The 16,929-nt window shown below is 40.4% G+C and carries 10 protein-coding genes and 1 pseudogene; 8 read left to right on the plus strand and 3 right to left on the minus strand.

The window, feature by feature from the left end; translation table 11 throughout:
- Positions 1-179: 179 nt before the first annotated feature.
- Both RMY27_RS15190 and RMY27_RS15195 read left to right on the plus strand, forming a co-directional pair.
- Complete coding sequence (locus tag RMY27_RS15190) at positions 180-1,538, plus strand: AAA family ATPase (protein WP_322664513.1); 1,359 nt, start codon at positions 180-182, stop codon at positions 1,536-1,538.
- Entirely contained in the window at positions 1,535-2,332 is a 798-nt protein-coding gene (locus RMY27_RS15195; RefSeq protein ID WP_322664515.1) for a Rho termination factor, read from the plus strand. Before RMY27_RS15190 ends, RMY27_RS15195 begins: the two co-directional genes overlap by 4 nt.
- Before the next feature lie 2 nt (positions 2,333-2,334).
- On the opposite strand, the gene rtcA is transcribed toward RMY27_RS15195, so the two are convergent.
- Together rtcA and RMY27_RS15205 are read right to left on the minus strand one after the other, a co-directional pair.
- Complete coding sequence (gene rtcA, locus RMY27_RS15200; RefSeq protein ID WP_322664517.1) at positions 2,335-3,384, minus strand: RNA 3'-terminal phosphate cyclase; 1,050 nt, start codon at positions 3,382-3,384, stop codon at positions 2,335-2,337.
- A 380-nt stretch (positions 3,385-3,764) separates the two neighbouring features.
- Entirely contained in the window at positions 3,765-4,427 is a 663-nt protein-coding gene (locus tag RMY27_RS15205) for a GIY-YIG nuclease family protein (RefSeq protein ID WP_322664518.1), read from the minus strand.
- A 170-nt stretch (positions 4,428-4,597) separates the two neighbouring features.
- Here RMY27_RS15205 and RMY27_RS15210 point away from each other — a divergent pair, with 170 nt between their 5' ends.
- On the plus strand, positions 4,598-5,524 hold the full coding sequence (locus RMY27_RS15210; protein WP_322664519.1) for a sugar ABC transporter permease: 927 nt from the start codon (positions 4,598-4,600) through the stop codon (positions 5,522-5,524).
- Between the two features lie 66 nt (positions 5,525-5,590).
- Positions 5,591-6,418, plus strand: a pseudogene (locus tag RMY27_RS15215) (Rpn family recombination-promoting nuclease/putative transposase).
- A gap of 14 nt (positions 6,419-6,432) precedes the next feature.
- Here RMY27_RS15215 and RMY27_RS15220 read toward each other — a convergent pair.
- Positions 6,433-12,438, minus strand: coding sequence for a translocation/assembly module TamB domain-containing protein (locus RMY27_RS15220; RefSeq protein ID WP_322664521.1), 6,006 nt, complete (start codon positions 12,436-12,438; stop codon positions 6,433-6,435).
- 260 nt (positions 12,439-12,698) lie between these two features.
- Here RMY27_RS15220 and RMY27_RS15225 point away from each other — a divergent pair, with 260 nt between their 5' ends.
- The 4 genes from RMY27_RS15225 (at position 12,699) to RMY27_RS15240 (ending at position 16,852) form a co-directional block, all read left to right on the plus strand.
- Positions 12,699-13,127, plus strand: a complete 429-nt coding sequence (locus RMY27_RS15225) for a DUF3110 domain-containing protein (RefSeq protein ID WP_292737701.1) — start codon at positions 12,699-12,701, stop codon at positions 13,125-13,127.
- A 128-nt stretch (positions 13,128-13,255) separates the two neighbouring features.
- Entirely contained in the window at positions 13,256-14,182 is a 927-nt protein-coding gene (gene murQ, locus RMY27_RS15230) for an N-acetylmuramic acid 6-phosphate etherase (RefSeq protein ID WP_322664523.1), read from the plus strand.
- A gap of 618 nt (positions 14,183-14,800) precedes the next feature.
- Positions 14,801-16,009, plus strand: a complete 1,209-nt coding sequence (locus RMY27_RS15235) for a response regulator (RefSeq protein ID WP_322664525.1) — start codon at positions 14,801-14,803, stop codon at positions 16,007-16,009.
- Between the two features lie 480 nt (positions 16,010-16,489).
- Positions 16,490-16,852: a response regulator transcription factor gene (locus RMY27_RS15240; RefSeq protein ID WP_322664528.1), complete on the plus strand. Its 363-nt coding sequence runs from the start codon at positions 16,490-16,492 to the stop codon at positions 16,850-16,852.
- The last annotated feature ends 77 nt before the right edge of the window (positions 16,853-16,929 follow it).

The following is a 16,929-nucleotide window of genomic DNA, read 5'->3' on the forward strand; positions in this document are numbered from 1 at the left end:
TTAACCTAGTATATTGACTTATGCTTAATCTTTCTTTTGCTAGCGATCGCTTTTAGGGACAAGCTTTAATATAGCAATCAATTCAATTAGTTATAAATACTGAGGTTGATTAAGTGGCAAATTTGATTCAATTAATCAAACAAACGGTTTTGTCATTGTTCCCGTTTGCTTATTAAGCAATGCTACTTACAGACTGGAACCACATTTTAGACAATATTTTGCCTGATGAAAGTAGTGAGGCATACATCAGTGATATTTTTGTCAGACCTCTAATAAAAGCACTTGGATTTAATCAGCAAGAGCATTTTTCAGAATTTACTACGGGGAATGGGACAGTAGATTTTGCTGCGCGTAAGAATGTTGACAGTGATATTTTTGCATTGTCTAGAGTCAATCCCTATTTACTGATTGAAGTCAAAGCACCAGCAACAGGAGCAGGAGCAAAATTTAATTTATCAGAAGACACACCTCAATACATAAATACTAGAGAGCAAATAAAAAGATATTTACTTGCTTCTAAGTGCAACAAATCTCAATGGGGTCTTATTACTAATTCAGTTCATATTCAGCTATTTCGGCGACATGGAAAAGTTGTATTTCCTGCAACTCAAAGTATTTTAATTAAAAAAGATAATATTAATGCTATTGTTTCCAATTTAAAAGATTTAATTCACAATCCGCCCAAAGCTTTAACTATTTGTGTTTACAACAACAAAGGAGGTGTGGGAAAAACTACAACAACTGTTAATCTAGCAGCTACTCTTGTACAACAAGGAAAGCGAGTGTTAGTAATTGACTTTGATCCACAGCAAGGAGATTTAACTAAATCTCTTGGTCTACAAGTAAGAAAAATTAGTTTATATGATTGTCTATCCGATAGATATTTAAACATTCACGATACAGTTCAACCATTTACAGTCAAATTTAAATCTGGAAAATCATTACAATTTGACGTTATTCCCGCAGATCCCAAACTGGAAAATTTGACAGAGCAAGACTTAGCTACAAGAATTGAAAAGGGGTCTGCTAGGTTAAAAGATGCTCTAAAAGCTTTTGTGTATGAATATGATTATATATTTATTGACTGTCCAACAAATTGGATGTTTTTTAGTCAAAGTAGTCTTTACGCCTGTGATGTGGTTTTAATACCTACCAAACACAATAATTTAGCATCTCTAGATAATGCAGCTAAAGTAATTAAAGAGTTAGTACCAAAAGTTAAGGCAGCTAGACGAGATGGTGGCCCAATCGCCTTACCTATATTTTTTAATGGTGAAAGTATCACTCCTCCTCAACTTAAAACAGCAACTCAGGAAATTGAAGCCATTATTACAAGAGAAATGCAAGTATCTAAGTTTAATTTACTTCCTTACTTTTGGCCAAAGACTACAAGAGCTAACATTGACAAAACTATATATAGTCTGCCAAGCTATGCGATTGTAGCAAATGCTGCATTTTCTCGAATCCCAGCAGCTTTCAAAAATTCTACAGCTGCTGAATATTATCGTGGTCTAGCTAAGGAGTACTTTATTTTATGAGTGATTTTGATAATATTGGCAAACTAATGCATCTGAAGTTGACTGATATTGAATCTGGAGAGCAGTTTTCGGAATCGGAATTTATCATCAAAGCAGCAGCAGAGTCTATCTTACAAGCTGATGGGCGAAATTGGATTCCTATTATTGTTAAAGAAATTGGTGATTATCAATATCAAGTTATTAGTAACCACTTTATTTATATAGTTGCTCAACAAGCTAAGTTAGAGCGAGTCTGGTGTATAGTCATTTCACCAAATTCTCAAAGTATTGAGCAGGCAAAAATTTTAGCTAGAGAAGTTTTACCTAAAGTAAATTTGAATACAGCATCACGAGATACTATTCTAGCTGCACTCAGATACTTAATATCAGAACCAAGTAGTGCATTAAAAGGCGTAGATCCTATTGTTGCCACAAACCGAATTGCAGAATCTAATCGCAAAACTTGGTTTAACTTTAACCCTATTCTTACCTTGAAATGTGGAATTACTAAAGGTAAAAAGTTGGATACTCTTGCCAAAGTATTCTTTTTCTCACCATCACCAGAGCCAGAGCCTTTACCACCACCAAAAATTGTGAGTATTAAATCTGCATCAAGAGATGAAGTGTTTACTCGTTTGAGTTATTTATCAAAATTCCAAATAGATGGTTTTGAAGCAATTGATCTAGAAAAATCATCTGATGTTATATTCAGTGCTAGTAAAGGCAAATGGAAAAGCTTAAATCCTATCTCAAAACTTGAATGTGGCATTGATACTACAAAAATCAAGGCTCTTAAGAAAGTGTTTAGTCTTTAATCTTATCCACTAATTATAGGAATAACTGACACGATTTTCTCAGCTTCATCTACTCTAATCTCCGCCAGCCCAAACTGTTCAATAACTGCTGCATTTGTCGTCAAATGCCTACTCACCTCAGCCACTCGATACTGACTTTCTTGTGAAGCTAAAGCAGCTGGCAATAATAACTGATCTGCTAAATGTTCATCCACTGGTGCGCCTGTGTAATGAAACTCAAGCAGTTGCTGACAAGCAATCTCTGCAACTGTTTCCGCCGACAACCGCAAACGCCCAAATCCACCAAAGCCAGTTAAGCTGTTTTTATACTCAGCAGTTAAGAAAATACCTGCCCCAGGTGCCACACCTCTTTCTCGCAAAGTCTGTACAGTAACCTTTAAATGGGCTTCCCGTAATAAATTCTCCGCACGATTCGCCATCCGTTGCGGAATATGGGAAGGCAATTCTGTCACCACTGCTAGTCCTCGCACCTGTTGTAAATCGCCCCGTTCCAGCAAGTCGATCCCACCGAGTTTACCACCGCCATCTACTTGTAACTCTACCTCTCCCCCACCTTGGGGATACCACCCCCAAGCGCCTAACTTGACTTGGGCTTCTACACCCATGCGTTGCAGTATGGGTAGATACACTTGCTCAATGTACGTCGCTGTCGGGCTAAAGTTCACATGAGTTCCACCCTTTAGTGTCACCAGAGAATTGCCAGATGCTAATGCCAAAGGTAAAAGAATTGTCTGTAAAACTAAAGCGATCGCACCCGCAGAACCCCCTTGTTGTGCTTTACTAACATCAAAGGTATAAATTCCAGCTTGCACCGCACTACCTGGGATAAATTCCAGCAGCATTGAACCTAAAGCATCACCCCGTAGTTGGGCATTACAAATTCTCGCCGCCGCCCGAACTGCTGTTAAGTGTTGTGCTGCTAATCCTGGCTTTTTGCGTCCAGCGCGAATGCCTGTAATTCGTATGGGTTCGCCGGTAATGGCGGCTAGGCTTAAGGAAGTGCGAAGAACTTGTCCGCCTCCCTCTCCGTAGGAACCGTCAATTTCAATCATGGGCGATTATTGGAATGTTGGATTTTGGGTTATCCCCACGGCTGTTAAAATCAAACCACAAATTATAAACGCCCAGCAACTAGCTTTTTAGAGGTAGGTTACACAAATATACAGAGAAATTTCTGATACGTGTTTCTGTAGTTTGCTAATTTTGAGTTTGGAATTGAAGAACCTTGCTTCTAGAGAATTAATTAGAGCATCTAATTTTGTCGTCATATATATCCTTTTTTAACGCAGAGGAACGCAAAGAATTCACTCCTCTGCGAACCTTTGCGCTTCCCTCAGCCCCCTCTGCGTTTTAAAATCTTAACTCTCATCTTTCACAGAACTTTCATGCCACTTACTCAAAAAGTCAGATAGCGCACTCAAGCAGACAAAAATCAATATTTGGTTTCCTGTGTCTGTGCGTCAATAATTACACTCCAGTCATCGTTTTTCACAGCAGCTTCAAGTTGACGCTGACGTTCAGCTTCACTCGCATCCATTGTTTCTAACTCTTTAGAAAGGGTTGTATCAGCCATTGCTTTCCGCAGTTTTAGCTTTTTCTCCTCGTAGGCTTGAAGTTGGGCTTCTGACATTACCGCCTTAGTTGCTTCACCTACCGTACTAGCCCACATTCCGCTTTCAGTTGCATTACCAGGTGGCGTACTTTCGAGTTCTGCTATCCACGCATCTCGCAAATCTTCCATTTCTTGGCGTTTGGGAAACTTGAATGCTTGCACACGTACAAAAGCACACTTTTGCCTGCCATTTTGGCGAAGATGGCTGTTTAGGGAAAGCAACACATTTCGAGAATAGCCAATGTACTGCGTGCGACGTTGAGCATTTAATACTGCGTAAACTCCGGCAATTTTAGCGTTCTGAGCAGCTACACTCCAACCCTCAAACTCAATGATTTCAGTACCATTATTTGCCAGTTCAGGAGTTATACTCACCTCAATAGCGGCGTGTTCGTTGTCAGAACTATACAAAAAATCATGCAGTCCACGGTGGTTTATGGGGACATTTTGATGTTCAATTGGCGGATTATGCTGAGTTTCCATTGCAATTGATCTCCAAGTTATTAATTAGCGATGTCTACGACGAACTTCTCTACGAGAGGCTACGCCAATGCTTACACAAGCAAATAATGCCCTTAAAATATTGAAGCTTAAATCTACTCACATCTCCAAATTCTTGTTTTAACAAAGCAAAAACAACTATTAAACTTCTTATGAATCAATTGATACCTAAAAATTGGATGTTCATCAAACAGCGGCTTACCCCTTATTTGTTCTTACTACCCGCCTTAGTTCTTTTAGGCTTAACTGTCTTTTGGCCTGCATTGCAAGCTTTTTACCTCAGCTTTACCAGCTATGAAGACATTGCCCAGCCGCCACTATGGATAGGTTTCGCCAACTTTCTCAAGCTTTGGAAGGATGCAGTTTTTTGGAAAACCTTGGAGAACACTTTTTTATATCTTGTAGGTGTAGTACCAATTTTAGTAATCGCTCCCTTAGTACTGGCAATTTTGGTAAATCAGAAACTGCGGGGAATGAATTGGTTTAGAGCAGCGTACTACACTCCAGTGGTAATTTCAATGGTGGTTGCGGGAATAGCTTGGAAATGGCTGTATGCAGAAAATGGATTACTGAATCAGTTATTTAAAGCTTTAGGTCTTTTTCCAGAAGGTATTCCTTGGCTAACTAGCCCAGCAAAAATTTTTGGCATTGTACCAATTTCTCTTGCCAGCGTCATGGCTGTCACCGTGTGGAAAGGATTAGGCTACTACATGGTGATTTATTTAGCGGGGTTGCAATCAATTCCTGCTGATGTGTACGAAGCCGCAGCTATTGATGGCTCTGATGGTATCAGTAAACATTGGGATATTACCATACCTTTAATGAAGCCATATCTAGCCCTAGTGGCAGTAATTTCGGCTATTTCTGCGACCAAAGTCTTTGAAGAAGTCTACATTATGACTCAAGGAGGCCCACTCAGTAGCTCAAAAACGATTGTTTATTATTTATATGAGCAAGCCTTCAATAACTTAGAAATTAGCTATGCTTGCACGATCGGTCTAGTGCTATTTTTAATAATTTTAGGATTGTCAATTTTGCGATTAGCTATTAATCAGCAAGGTGATGATATCACAATTTAATAAATTTAGAACAAATTATCTTTCCTCAACCTCGATAATCTAAAAATATTTAAATATCGAGAGTGCATGAAAACAGACACGATTTTTTACACCTTATTCCAAACTCTTCCAGGTGTATTATTTGAACTTTTGGAACAATCGCAAGCTTTAGCATTAAACTAGCAATTTACCTCAGTAGAAATCAAAGAACTAGCACGTCGTATCGATGGCTTATTCTTACCCAAACCTGAATTTCCAGAAGATACAATCTATTTTGTTGAGGTACAGTTTCAGCGCGATGATGATATTTACTGGCGAATAATCACAGAAGCTTTCCTCTATATCAATCAATATAAACCTCAACGTCGCTGGCAAGCAGTATTACTTTTTGCTCAACGTAGTCTCGACCCAGGCATACCATTCATTTATCAAACATCATTAGCTCCACAGCAAATTCGTATAATTTATTTAGACGAATTAGATAATGTACCATCATCTTCAATTGGGCTAGGCATAATTAAGTTAGTAGTTGCAGCAGAAGATCAAGCCGTACAGCAAGCGAAAAACTTGATAAAACAAGTACAACAAACGGATGAAGCTAACCGTAACAATCTTTTAGAATTAGTAGAGAGAATGCTTATCTACAAATTTGTAAACAAAAGTCAGCAGGAGTTAGAAGCAATGTTTGGATTAACCGATTGGAGAAAAACTAAATTTTACCAAGAAGTAAAGGAAGAAACAAAGCAGGAAGTAAAAGAAGAGGTTCGCAAAGAAACAAAGCTCGATACTATACCCCGTCTACTTAAGTTGGGTTTAAGTATAGAGCAAATTGCTGAAGCATTAGAGTTAGATGTTAAACAGGTACGACAAGCTATTGAAAAGCAAGGAGAAGAGGGAACAGGAAGTAATTTGTAATTGAAGAGATTTCTTTAAAACCGCTTTTGATATTCCACTACAGCACGACTGTCATCGGTTAAGTTAGTGGAGGCACGCACACGAAATTCATTATTTATCCGGTAATTAATACCCCATTGAAAGGGATCGTTTGTTGTCAAAATTTTAATACTGGAAACGGATATTTTGGAAGAAATGTCAACCCCAGCCTCTGCTGCTAATTCTAAAGTGGAATTGCTTCTTCCAGCTTCGGGATTTTCAGAAATAACGGTAGGAAATATCCGCAGTTCGCTTAAGCCAAAGGTACTCCCAATTTGGTTAAAAGCTGATTGAAAATTGTTAAACACAGCCGAACCTGCGATGTTAATCAGACCTAAAGTACTGTCTGCACGTCCTTGGGTGTCTACAAATCCACCTCCTAAAAGAGCAACAATTTCGGTTTGACTACGTGACGGACTACTTGTTAATTCTAGATTTTCATTTAGTTTGCTAGCTAAACCGTTGATAGTGGCTTCGACTCGAACACTCTCTAACGCTGATAAACCTGTAGAATTTACCCGGCTGAAGTCATTACTTTGAGTTACATCTAGTACTTTGGCAAATAGCCGAATATCTAAGTTGGGGTCGCGGGGTTGAGAAGGACTAAAGGTTGCAGTGTGTTTATAGCCACGAGCAAGGTTAAATTGGGTAGTAAATAAATTTACTCCTCCTTTTTCTAACTGAATAGTACCATCGGGTATCGGCTGATTGATTAAGCCGTTAACTATGAGATTACCGCTGGCGCGGAAGTTGAGAATAGGGTCACGGGTAATTTGGACGTTTTTACCTAGTTCCAAATCTAAATTATTAAATCTGGCGATCGCATTTCCTACCCCATTCCCAATTTCAGATTTGCTCTGCTTATTATCTTTTGTGGGCGATACGCCAATACTACCATTTTCAGATGTCGTGGCGGCGGTAGATTCTGCCAGCAATACTTTACCATCAAATAAATTTACTCTACCGCCAATTATGGGATTAAGGGCAGAACCAGTAATTTGCAAATTGCCACTAGCGCCTCCTTGGTAAAGTCCCTTGAGATTCAACGCTAACTGATCGAGATTAACAGTCAGGGGATTTTTGATAGTTACGTTCTCATTGTTGAAGATGGGAATTTCACCAGCAGCTTGTACCGTCCCACGGCTAAATCTACCTTGAAGATTTTCTACTAAGATACTGTCAAAATTAAACAGCACTCTACCTGTGACACCTCTCAGCTTACGTGGCAAAGCCTGGGCTGAAAAAGTAGCATTATTAACAGTAGCAATTCCATTTACTTCAGGTTTTTTCAGTGTTCCTCGTACCTTGAGGTCTACTTCTCCTTCACCTTTCTCAAATACCACTTGATTAGTCAATGCGTTTAACAGCCCTAATCCCTCGTTTTCCAATTTCATATCCAAACTGATTTGATCGCTATCTGGTGCGACGGAAGCAAAAGGCAATTTATAAGGGATGCTGCCAGTAATATCAACAGGTTTTGGTCCAGCAACTGCTACACTACTACCAAAGTTTAAGCGTCCATTGGCATAGCTGAAACTTGCTGTTGCTGACTCTATTTTGCTCTGATTGAGTACTCCTTCTGTGATTTGCAATTCCCCTCTAGCTTGGGGATTAGCAATGCTGCCTGCTAAAGCTGCTGTACCGTTAAGATTACCTGTGATTCCAACTGGTAATTTGACAACATTATTCAATAGTTGTACGGGAAAATTATTCACCCGCAGCTGACCAGATTGTTCATCACCACCAACGTTACCCGTAAATGCAATCAGTCTGTTTTGAGATTCAATTCGTAATGGTCGCAAACTTAAAACACCGTTCTCAAAGTTGCCTTCGGCAATCACTTTTTCGGCAGTATAAAAACGATTTCGTTCTTCCTTTTTACCCCAGGCAAAGTCTTGTCCATTCAAATTAAAATCCACTGATAATCCATTGGCTGTAGCTGTATTTACAGCCACTTCTCCATTGAAAGTCCCCTTTAAGTCTGCTAAATCTGGTATTGGAGTGGAATTAAGTCGCTGTTCTTCCTGTTCTGCCACCAAAGCTTCAATTTCAGAAAACCGTTGGATTTGGGTTAATAAGGGTTCATTTGGCGTTCCTTGGGGTTTGGTAGCCAGATCCGCTGCGGTGCCGTAAATTTCTGGCGAACCACCTGGCAAATTTTGTAAATCAAATACTCGTGCTACAGCCAGAACATCTTGGATCTCACCCTGCTTGATGTTCAGTTTGCCTTGTAATTGAGGCCCTTTAGGGCTTTGAGCCACAGTACCGACAACGGTGTAGCTACTTTTTCCTTTAACAAATTCGCTACTAGTGAGTGTGGCTTTACCGTTACCGTAGCGGAATTGAGCAGCTAAACGATCGCCTTTAACCCGGCCAATTTGGGGATTTGCGATCGCTAAATTTCCCGTAGCGGCAAATGTCTGCTGATTAAACAGCAAATCCCCAGTTAACAATCCAGCTATCTTACCAGCACCCAGGCGAGTAATCGGTGGCGGAGTCAAATTCAATATTTGTAAGGGGAAATTTGCCAGTTTCAGTGCCCAATCATTTCCTTGAACGTTACCTGTAGCTGATGCTTGCTGCCACTTGACTAAGAAAGATTTCGGGCGATTATTGGCATCTAAATTGAAAGATAGGCGATCGCTATTACCTGCCAAGTTTAAACTCAAACCGCGTCCCTGTACTGAATCGATGTTTCCAGTTAACAATGGCTCAAAAGCAATATCTTGCACAACCAAGTCTCGTAAGTTGATTTGCCCTACGACATTTGGCAAGGGCAACTTACCAGTGATTTGACCATTAAAATCTACTTTCCCCGCCACAGCAACTTGATTGGGAAGATTGATTGGTAACTGTTTTAAGTTGTAATTCTGCGCTTGGACATTGAGATTTAGGGCAGTAATTTCCGGTATCCCTGCTTGTTTTGCATTGGCTAATATGTTACCAGTCACACTTAAACCGGGAGCAGTTGCTCGTTCAATGGTCAGCCTTTCACCACTCCAAGCGATCGCAGCCGTCAAGGGTTGCTCTAAACCAGGGATACCTTGAGATAATTGCACCTGTCCAGCTGCACGCACATCAGCTAATTTGGACGATCCGAGCGTACCGGCTAATTGCAATTGACCGCCAAACTGACCTCGTAATTGCTGATTGAGCCGATTTAATTCCACACCGGCAGCATCGACGACAGCTTGATAGCGACCATTAGCTACTTGGATATTAGAGGCTGCGATCGTTCCACCTGCAACATCCAGCCGTCCCTGACCGTTAGCTTGGATCGTTTGCGGTTGGAAAGAATCAACAGAACCCGCCACGTTTGCTTGACCAGTTAACGTCCCTCGAAACTGTGGTGGTACTGCTGCTAACTGTTGTAACGGTACATTAGTTGCCTCAACTTGCGCCTGGTATACACCATTACCCACTTGGATATTAGAGGCTGTAATGGTTCCACCTGCAACATTTACCCGCGCTTGACCGTTGGCTTGGATAGTTTGCGGTTGCAAGGACTCTACAGAACCCGCTACGTTTACTTGACCAGTTAACGTCCCTCGAAACTGCGGTGGTACTGCTGCCAACTGCTGCACCGGTACATTATTTGCTTGAACTTGTGCCTGATATACACCATTAGCAAGTTGGATATTAGAGGCTGCGATCGTCCCACGCCCAACATTTATCCGCGCCTGACCACTGGCTTGAATAGTTTGTGGTTTAAAAGAATCAACAGAACCCGCTACATCGAACTTACCAGTTAACGCCCCTTGAAACTGCTTTGGTACTTTTGCCAACTTTTGCACAGGCACATTCTTAGCCTGAACTTGTGCCTGATATACACCATTTGCCACTTGGATATTAGAGGCTGTAACCGTACCCTTGCCAATAGCAAGGCGACCCTCACCACTGCCACGGAAGGTTTTCAGGCTGAAATCATCTCTGCTACCTGCGATTTGGAACGTTCCCGCCAAAGGATTATCTAAAGCTGGGGGAGACTGTTTCAATATTTGTCCCAACCGCACACCATTAGCTACAAGTTGAGCCGAGAAACTTTGGTCTTGCAGTTGGATATTAGAAACTGCAACTGTGCCGCCACCAATTTGAACTCCTGCACCATCACTGCGAATTGTGGCAATTTCAAATGGTGCTGTGCTGCCTGAGAGGATGAGACGACCATTGAATTGTGCCCCAGCCAAGGAGACATTTTGCAGTTGACTCTTGTCTACAAAGGGTTCTAATTTTACCCCAGAGGCAACAGCCAGAGCTTGCCAACGCTCATTAAAATAACTACCAGTTGCCCGAACTGTACCACCACTTATATTCAGAGCCACATTACGGAAAGAGACAGTGCGATTTGGAGCGATCGCAACTTCGCCCGTTCCGGGATAAGTTCCATTAGGAGCTTGGAACTGTACCACAGTTTGGACATTGGTAGGAGCGCCAGTTAGTTGAGCGGTACCAGAGACATTGCCGATTTGAAAGGTGGGCGTTGCTTCGTAGACTTTGGCGATCGCATCTCCTGGAACATTCTTGGCAGCGAAATTTAAATCCAGTCGCGGACTCTTACCAAGTTGAATTGTACCAGCGCCAGTAATCTCACCACCAACTTTAGCTTTACCTTGAATATCTTTTAGGGTAATTAAAGAAGAACTAGTAACAAGCTCAAACTTACTACTGATGCTATTAAAATCAACTTTGTCAACTCTGGCAGTTTGGATTGTGGCAACTGAGCCGGAGAGTATTGGCTCTTTTGTCGATCCGGTAATCTGCAAAGAAGCTTGCACTTGTCCAGCGATCGGTACAGGTAATTTTACCTTAAGAGTCTCTTGGGCATTCGCCAAACTCACCGCATTTACACGCGCTGCCAACTTCAAGCCTGCTTTCGTGTCGACGATTCCCGTAGCCACTAAAGGAATTTTGCCGTAGTTGCTAGTCACATTATTTAACTGCAACTCTGTTCCTTGGAAGTGGAGGTTTCCTTGACTATTGCTCAACAGTTGCGAGACTTTGGGTATTTGTAGCGTTACCCCTTGCACAGTAGCGTTACCAAACAATAAAGTTTGCTGTCCTGGTGCCAACCGAACTAACAAATCGCCATTGGCTCGACCCGCTTGTAAGTTCACTGGTAATTTAATCAACCGAGTAATATTCTCAGCCAGAAAATCTTGTGCTTGCACCTGGAAAGTCCCAGCTAGCACCTTAGAACGTGTCTCTCCCTGAATGGAAATATTGCCACCACTGTCTGCTTGACCCCCAACTTCAAATCGGATCAACTGGTTATTTGCTAGAAGTCGAGCAGATCCGTTGAGTTGAGAAAATAGCACAGGCAATTGCTGAGTATTGTTAGTAGTAGCAGCGCGTTGAGCCAGTGCTGAGTTAGAATTTGGGTCTTCTCCCTTGCCCCCCTGCTCCCCTGCTCCCCGGTCACTGAGCGTAGCCGAAGTGCTGCCCCCCTGCCCCTCTACCCCCTCATCTCCCTCTACTCTCTCATCCGGCATCAAGGCCAGCTTGGCATTCCGAAACCGCAGGTAGTCCAAATCGGTTTTAATTGCACTGCTTCCACCTGACGACGCAATGGTAGTGGAAACCCAACGCCCTTGGTCATCCTGGTCAATGTAAATATCTGGGTTGACTAAGGTTACATCTAGCTTTAAATGGCGATTAAAAATTAGTTGTAACAGATCAAAACCCACCTCTACAGATTCGACTGTGGCCCGATCTGCATCTGTAGGTGTGGCTGGGATAGCTGAAGCCCCAAATTGTACACCTGTCAACGAAAATTGTGTGACTCTTCCCAGTTTTACCGGACGGTTGAGTGTAGTAGTTAGACTTTGTTGTGCTAACGGCGTTAACTCTGTTTGGACAAAAGTCCACAACCGCCAAATACCAACGATAACTCCTAACAGCAAAAGTCCACTCAAGGCAATGCTACCCCGGCTCAACACCAGCAACCACAAACGTTTGCGGATAAGGGAGGGGGAATGAATATCTTGATTGGTAGATTTAGTCATTTGCTTTCACTGTATTAATTGCCGGATGTCGCTGGCACACACAAGCATTAACTGGCACATTGGTTCAGTATGCCATTTCCAGGATACGCCAACTAAACCCAAGACCCCATTGGTTGAGTTACGGTATTTTATCGATCCAATACTTATGCTTAATAATATTGGCGTTTTCAGGAAAATCTGAATAGAGTGAAAATTATTCCTGTGACTTTCCTTGAGGCACAATCTCGAACTTTAATATGAATAAACCTTAAAAAGGACAGATGATTACACCAATGCGTGTTTTTGTGTTAATTTTTAATGCTCGAACGGAAAATGAGGGGATTCACACAATTCGGGAAGGCGATCGCAATAAAATTCTGATGTTCGAGTCAGAAGACGATGCGACACGCTTTGCCCTAATGTTAGAAGCTCAAGATTTCCCCGCGCCCACACCGGAGCCGATCGATGCTGAAGAAATCAAGGAATTTTGCGAAAGTGCTGGATATGAATGGGAAATCATCCCAGAAAACAGCAATTTAGTTGTAACTCCCCCAGAACTTAACGTCGAAAAAACTGACTGGCAAGAAGATGCCCAGAAGGAGGATACTGTTGAAGACACTTTCCCTCTCAATCAACAGCCGCTAGAAGAACCAGAATTGTCTGATTCTGAATTAGAGAAAATTCGTCGCAAATTGGAAGGGCTGTTGTAAGTAGTCATTAGTCATTAGTCATTGGTCATTGGTCATTAGCCATTGGTCGCTAACTGACTAATGACAACGGACATAGATAGATGCCCAAAGAAAGGGCGGCGTAGGGTAGAACAAAGGACAAATGACAAATGACAAATTTGCAAGAACGCGGGCATCTTTTAACTGAGCTGGTCAATCCTAATAGTCTGAACTTAGACCAGCTTAGTTCCCTGGAATTGGTAGAGTTATTTAATGACGAAGACCAAAAGGCTGTTGCAGCAGTTGCAGCGGCTAAAATTCAGTTGGCAGAGGCAATTGAGCGCACCGCAGAGCGTTTGCGCCACGGAGGACGCCTATTTTATATCGGTGCGGGTACAAGTGGCAGGTTAGGGGTGTTAGATGCTGCGGAGTGTCCACCTACTTTTTGTACACCCCCAGAGTTGGTACAGGGGATTATTGCTGGTGGTGCTGGCGCACTAGTACGCAGTTCTGAAGATTTAGAAGACAGTATTGAAGATGGTGAGGCTGCGATCGCCGGGCGGCACGTTACCCAATTAGATGTCGTAGTTGGCATTACCGCTGGTGGGACAACGCCTTATGTGCACGGTGCGCTTCATGCTGCTCGTCAGCGAGGAGCTACAACTATTTTTATCGCCTGTGTTCCTGCTGAACAAGTTAGCTTTGATGCTGATATTGACATTCGTCTATTAACAGGGCCAGAAATAATTGCCGGTTCAACTCGCCTGAAAGCTGGTACAGCCACTAAATTAGCTTTAAATATCCTTTCTAGCGGCGTGATGGTCAAGCTAGGCAAAGTTTATGGCAATCGCATGGTGGATGTAGCAGTAACAAATCAAAAATTACGCGATCGCGCTTTGCGAATTTTGCAAGACCTCACAGGTTTAAGTCGGGAAACTGCGGGTTTTTTACTAGAACGTAGTGGTAAATGGGTCAAGCTGGCGCTATTGATGCACTGGACTGGTTTGGAAAAAGATGAAGGCGATCGTCTACTTTCAGAACACCAAAGTAATCTCAGAGCAGCTGTTGTCAGCTATGAAAACCACAAACAACCTTGAATACATTTTCTAAATAAATACTTTCTAATCTGGCTGCTACTTGTTTTAGTAGCACGCCTTTTTTTAAGAAAAATATTTCTTAGAAAAGCTAACATTCATTAGCATAATTAAGAATAGTAAACTTAAATAAATATTTTTAACATATATTCTCAATGTGAATAACTAAAGTATAACTCTTTGGAGAATGCTAATGTTTTTTAAACAAAAATTCAGAACTTATACGGATATGATTCAGTATGAAAATTCTTAAAATAATATATCAGTACACCATGATGTTGACTATGGCAACCTACTTTAGTTATAAATATTAGCAGAAAAGTAAACTCTGCCAATAAAGACTTTATGCTAGATAAATTATTTACTAGCAATAGTTTTGCCATTTTAACATCTGCGTTGCTTTTAATAATCTTGATTTAGACTGCTATATATCAAATGCATTTGCACTTATTCATATATCTGCCATCGCTATATAGCTAGAACACTGCCATCAAAGTGTTGCCTATCTTTAACAAGTGACCTAATAAATTTGTCTGGTTACTTGAGATGGTAGGTGGATTTACGGCGCGTTCTACTAGTATCGGTTTTTAATGGCTAGATTTTTAATAAAAGGAACAAACTATGCCTCATCAAGAACTTATTTCAAATAACCTAGTAAATGAATTCAAAACTTGTACTCAGTTGCAATACAATGGCAAATTAAATATTAAAAGTTCAAAAGGCAGCCAATGGACTTTTTACTATCGACTAGGACGGATAGTTTGGGCAACAGGAGGAACTCATCCCTTCCGACGTTGGCGTAGACATATAGCTCAAAATTGTCCCCAGATTGATGTTGATAAGTTGCAGTTCCGTGGGCAAGACCTATCAATTGATTACTGGGATTATAAACTTATAGAAGTATTTTATAAAAAACAGAAAATTCAGAGAGAACAGATTCAATCTATTGCAGAAAATACAATAGCAGAATTATTATTTGACTTAGCTTTACAAGGAAACTTTGCTTCTCTAAGTTGCAATCGTACCCAGGAAGTTATCTTAGAAACTCCAATGAGTTTCACGAGTGCAGAAATGTCTGTAAAGCACATGCAAGACTCATGGAAAATTTGGTCAGAAACAGGTTTAGCAAATTTCTCTCCTGACTTAGCACCAATTCTACGGCGACCAGAACAACTTGAGCAGATGGTAAGTCCATCTGTCTACAAAAACTTTGTAAATTTAATCAATGGCAAATTCACTCTGCGAGATTTAGCCATGAAAATGAAGCAGAGTGTATTACCACTGACTCGTTCATTGCTTCCTTATATCCTTAAAGGAATCATCGAATTAGTAGAAGTACCTGACTTACCTTTAGGAATTACTGAAGTTAACAATAACTCTACCACCACACAAGCCAAGAAGCGGATTGCTCCACTAGTGGCTTGCGTCGATGATAGCCCTCAAGTATGTAAAATGGTAGAGCATATTGTCACTTCCAATGGATTTAGGTTTGTCAAAATTCAAGATGCTGTACAAGCTCTACCAACTCTGATTCAGGATAAACCAGACCTGATTTTTTTGGATTTGATTATGCCAGTCGCCAGTGGTTACGAAATTTGTACTCAATTACGAAGAATATCTACATTTTCCAACACACCAATAATTATATTAACAGGCAGTGATGGTCTTTTAGATAGAGTTCGTGCCAAAGTAGTTGGTTCTACAGATTTTCTCACTAAACCTGTAGTGGCTGATAAGGTAATGAGTATAATACGTAAGTATTTACCTACACAGAGCATATCCAACGTATCCCACGATAAAAGAAAATCTAATTTAGAGGTTTGTAATTAGGAAGAATTAAAAGCAATTTTTGATTCTGAATTATTCCTCAAAATTTCTAGATTTTTTCACCTCAGTAAAAATTAATTTATTGAGGTTAAACAATTTTATATTTACTCTATTTATCAAATCAAAGGCTTGTCAATTGATTTAGAATTTTAGATTTATTCTTGCCTTAAAATTATCTTGCTCTTAGTCTATGTGAAATTTTCAATATTCAATACAAAATTTAAAATTATATTTTAAAGATATTTTATATCCTATTGATTTATATTTATTACGTACTTTTTCTGAGGTTGATACATCAAGATTGTATCAAAATTAGACAAATACAAATTCTTGTATTTATAGCAGTCCTATTTAATTGGTTAAATATTGTTTAGGGCAGAGGGGTTAGGGCTAGTCTCTAGTCCCTTCCATGTCTTTTTAAGGAATCATTTAGGATTTGTCTATTTTGTTTATATTTTGAGAGAAAGTTAACGAGTAATTGCCATGAATACTGTTTTAGTTGTTGAAGATGGCTTAACAGATATGGAAATAATCAGCCGTTACTTGCAACAGGCAGGTTATTCTGTGATTAGCGCCACTAGTAGTGAAGAGGCTCAAGACAAAATAGATAAAAATAAGCCAGACTTAATATTTCTTGACGTAATTTTACCGGGTAAAAGTGGTTTTGAAATTTGCAGAGAACTCAAAAATAATCCGGACACTAGCAAGATACCCGTAGTTTTTTGCTCTACAAAAAATAGTGATGTAGATAAAATTTGGGGTAATATGTTAGGGGCTGATGGTTATCTATCAAAACCGATTGACCGAGACGAATTAGTGGTAATTTTAAAGCGACTACTTAATTAGTAAAATATCATAAATTAACAAATAATAAAAACCACAATTGTTTAAATGAATTTTTTCAAGAATAAACAATAACTGCA

The sequence above is a fragment of the Nostoc sp. DedQUE09 genome (assembly GCF_034530915.1).
Taxonomy (GTDB): Bacteria; Cyanobacteriota; Cyanobacteriia; order Cyanobacteriales; family Nostocaceae; genus Nostoc.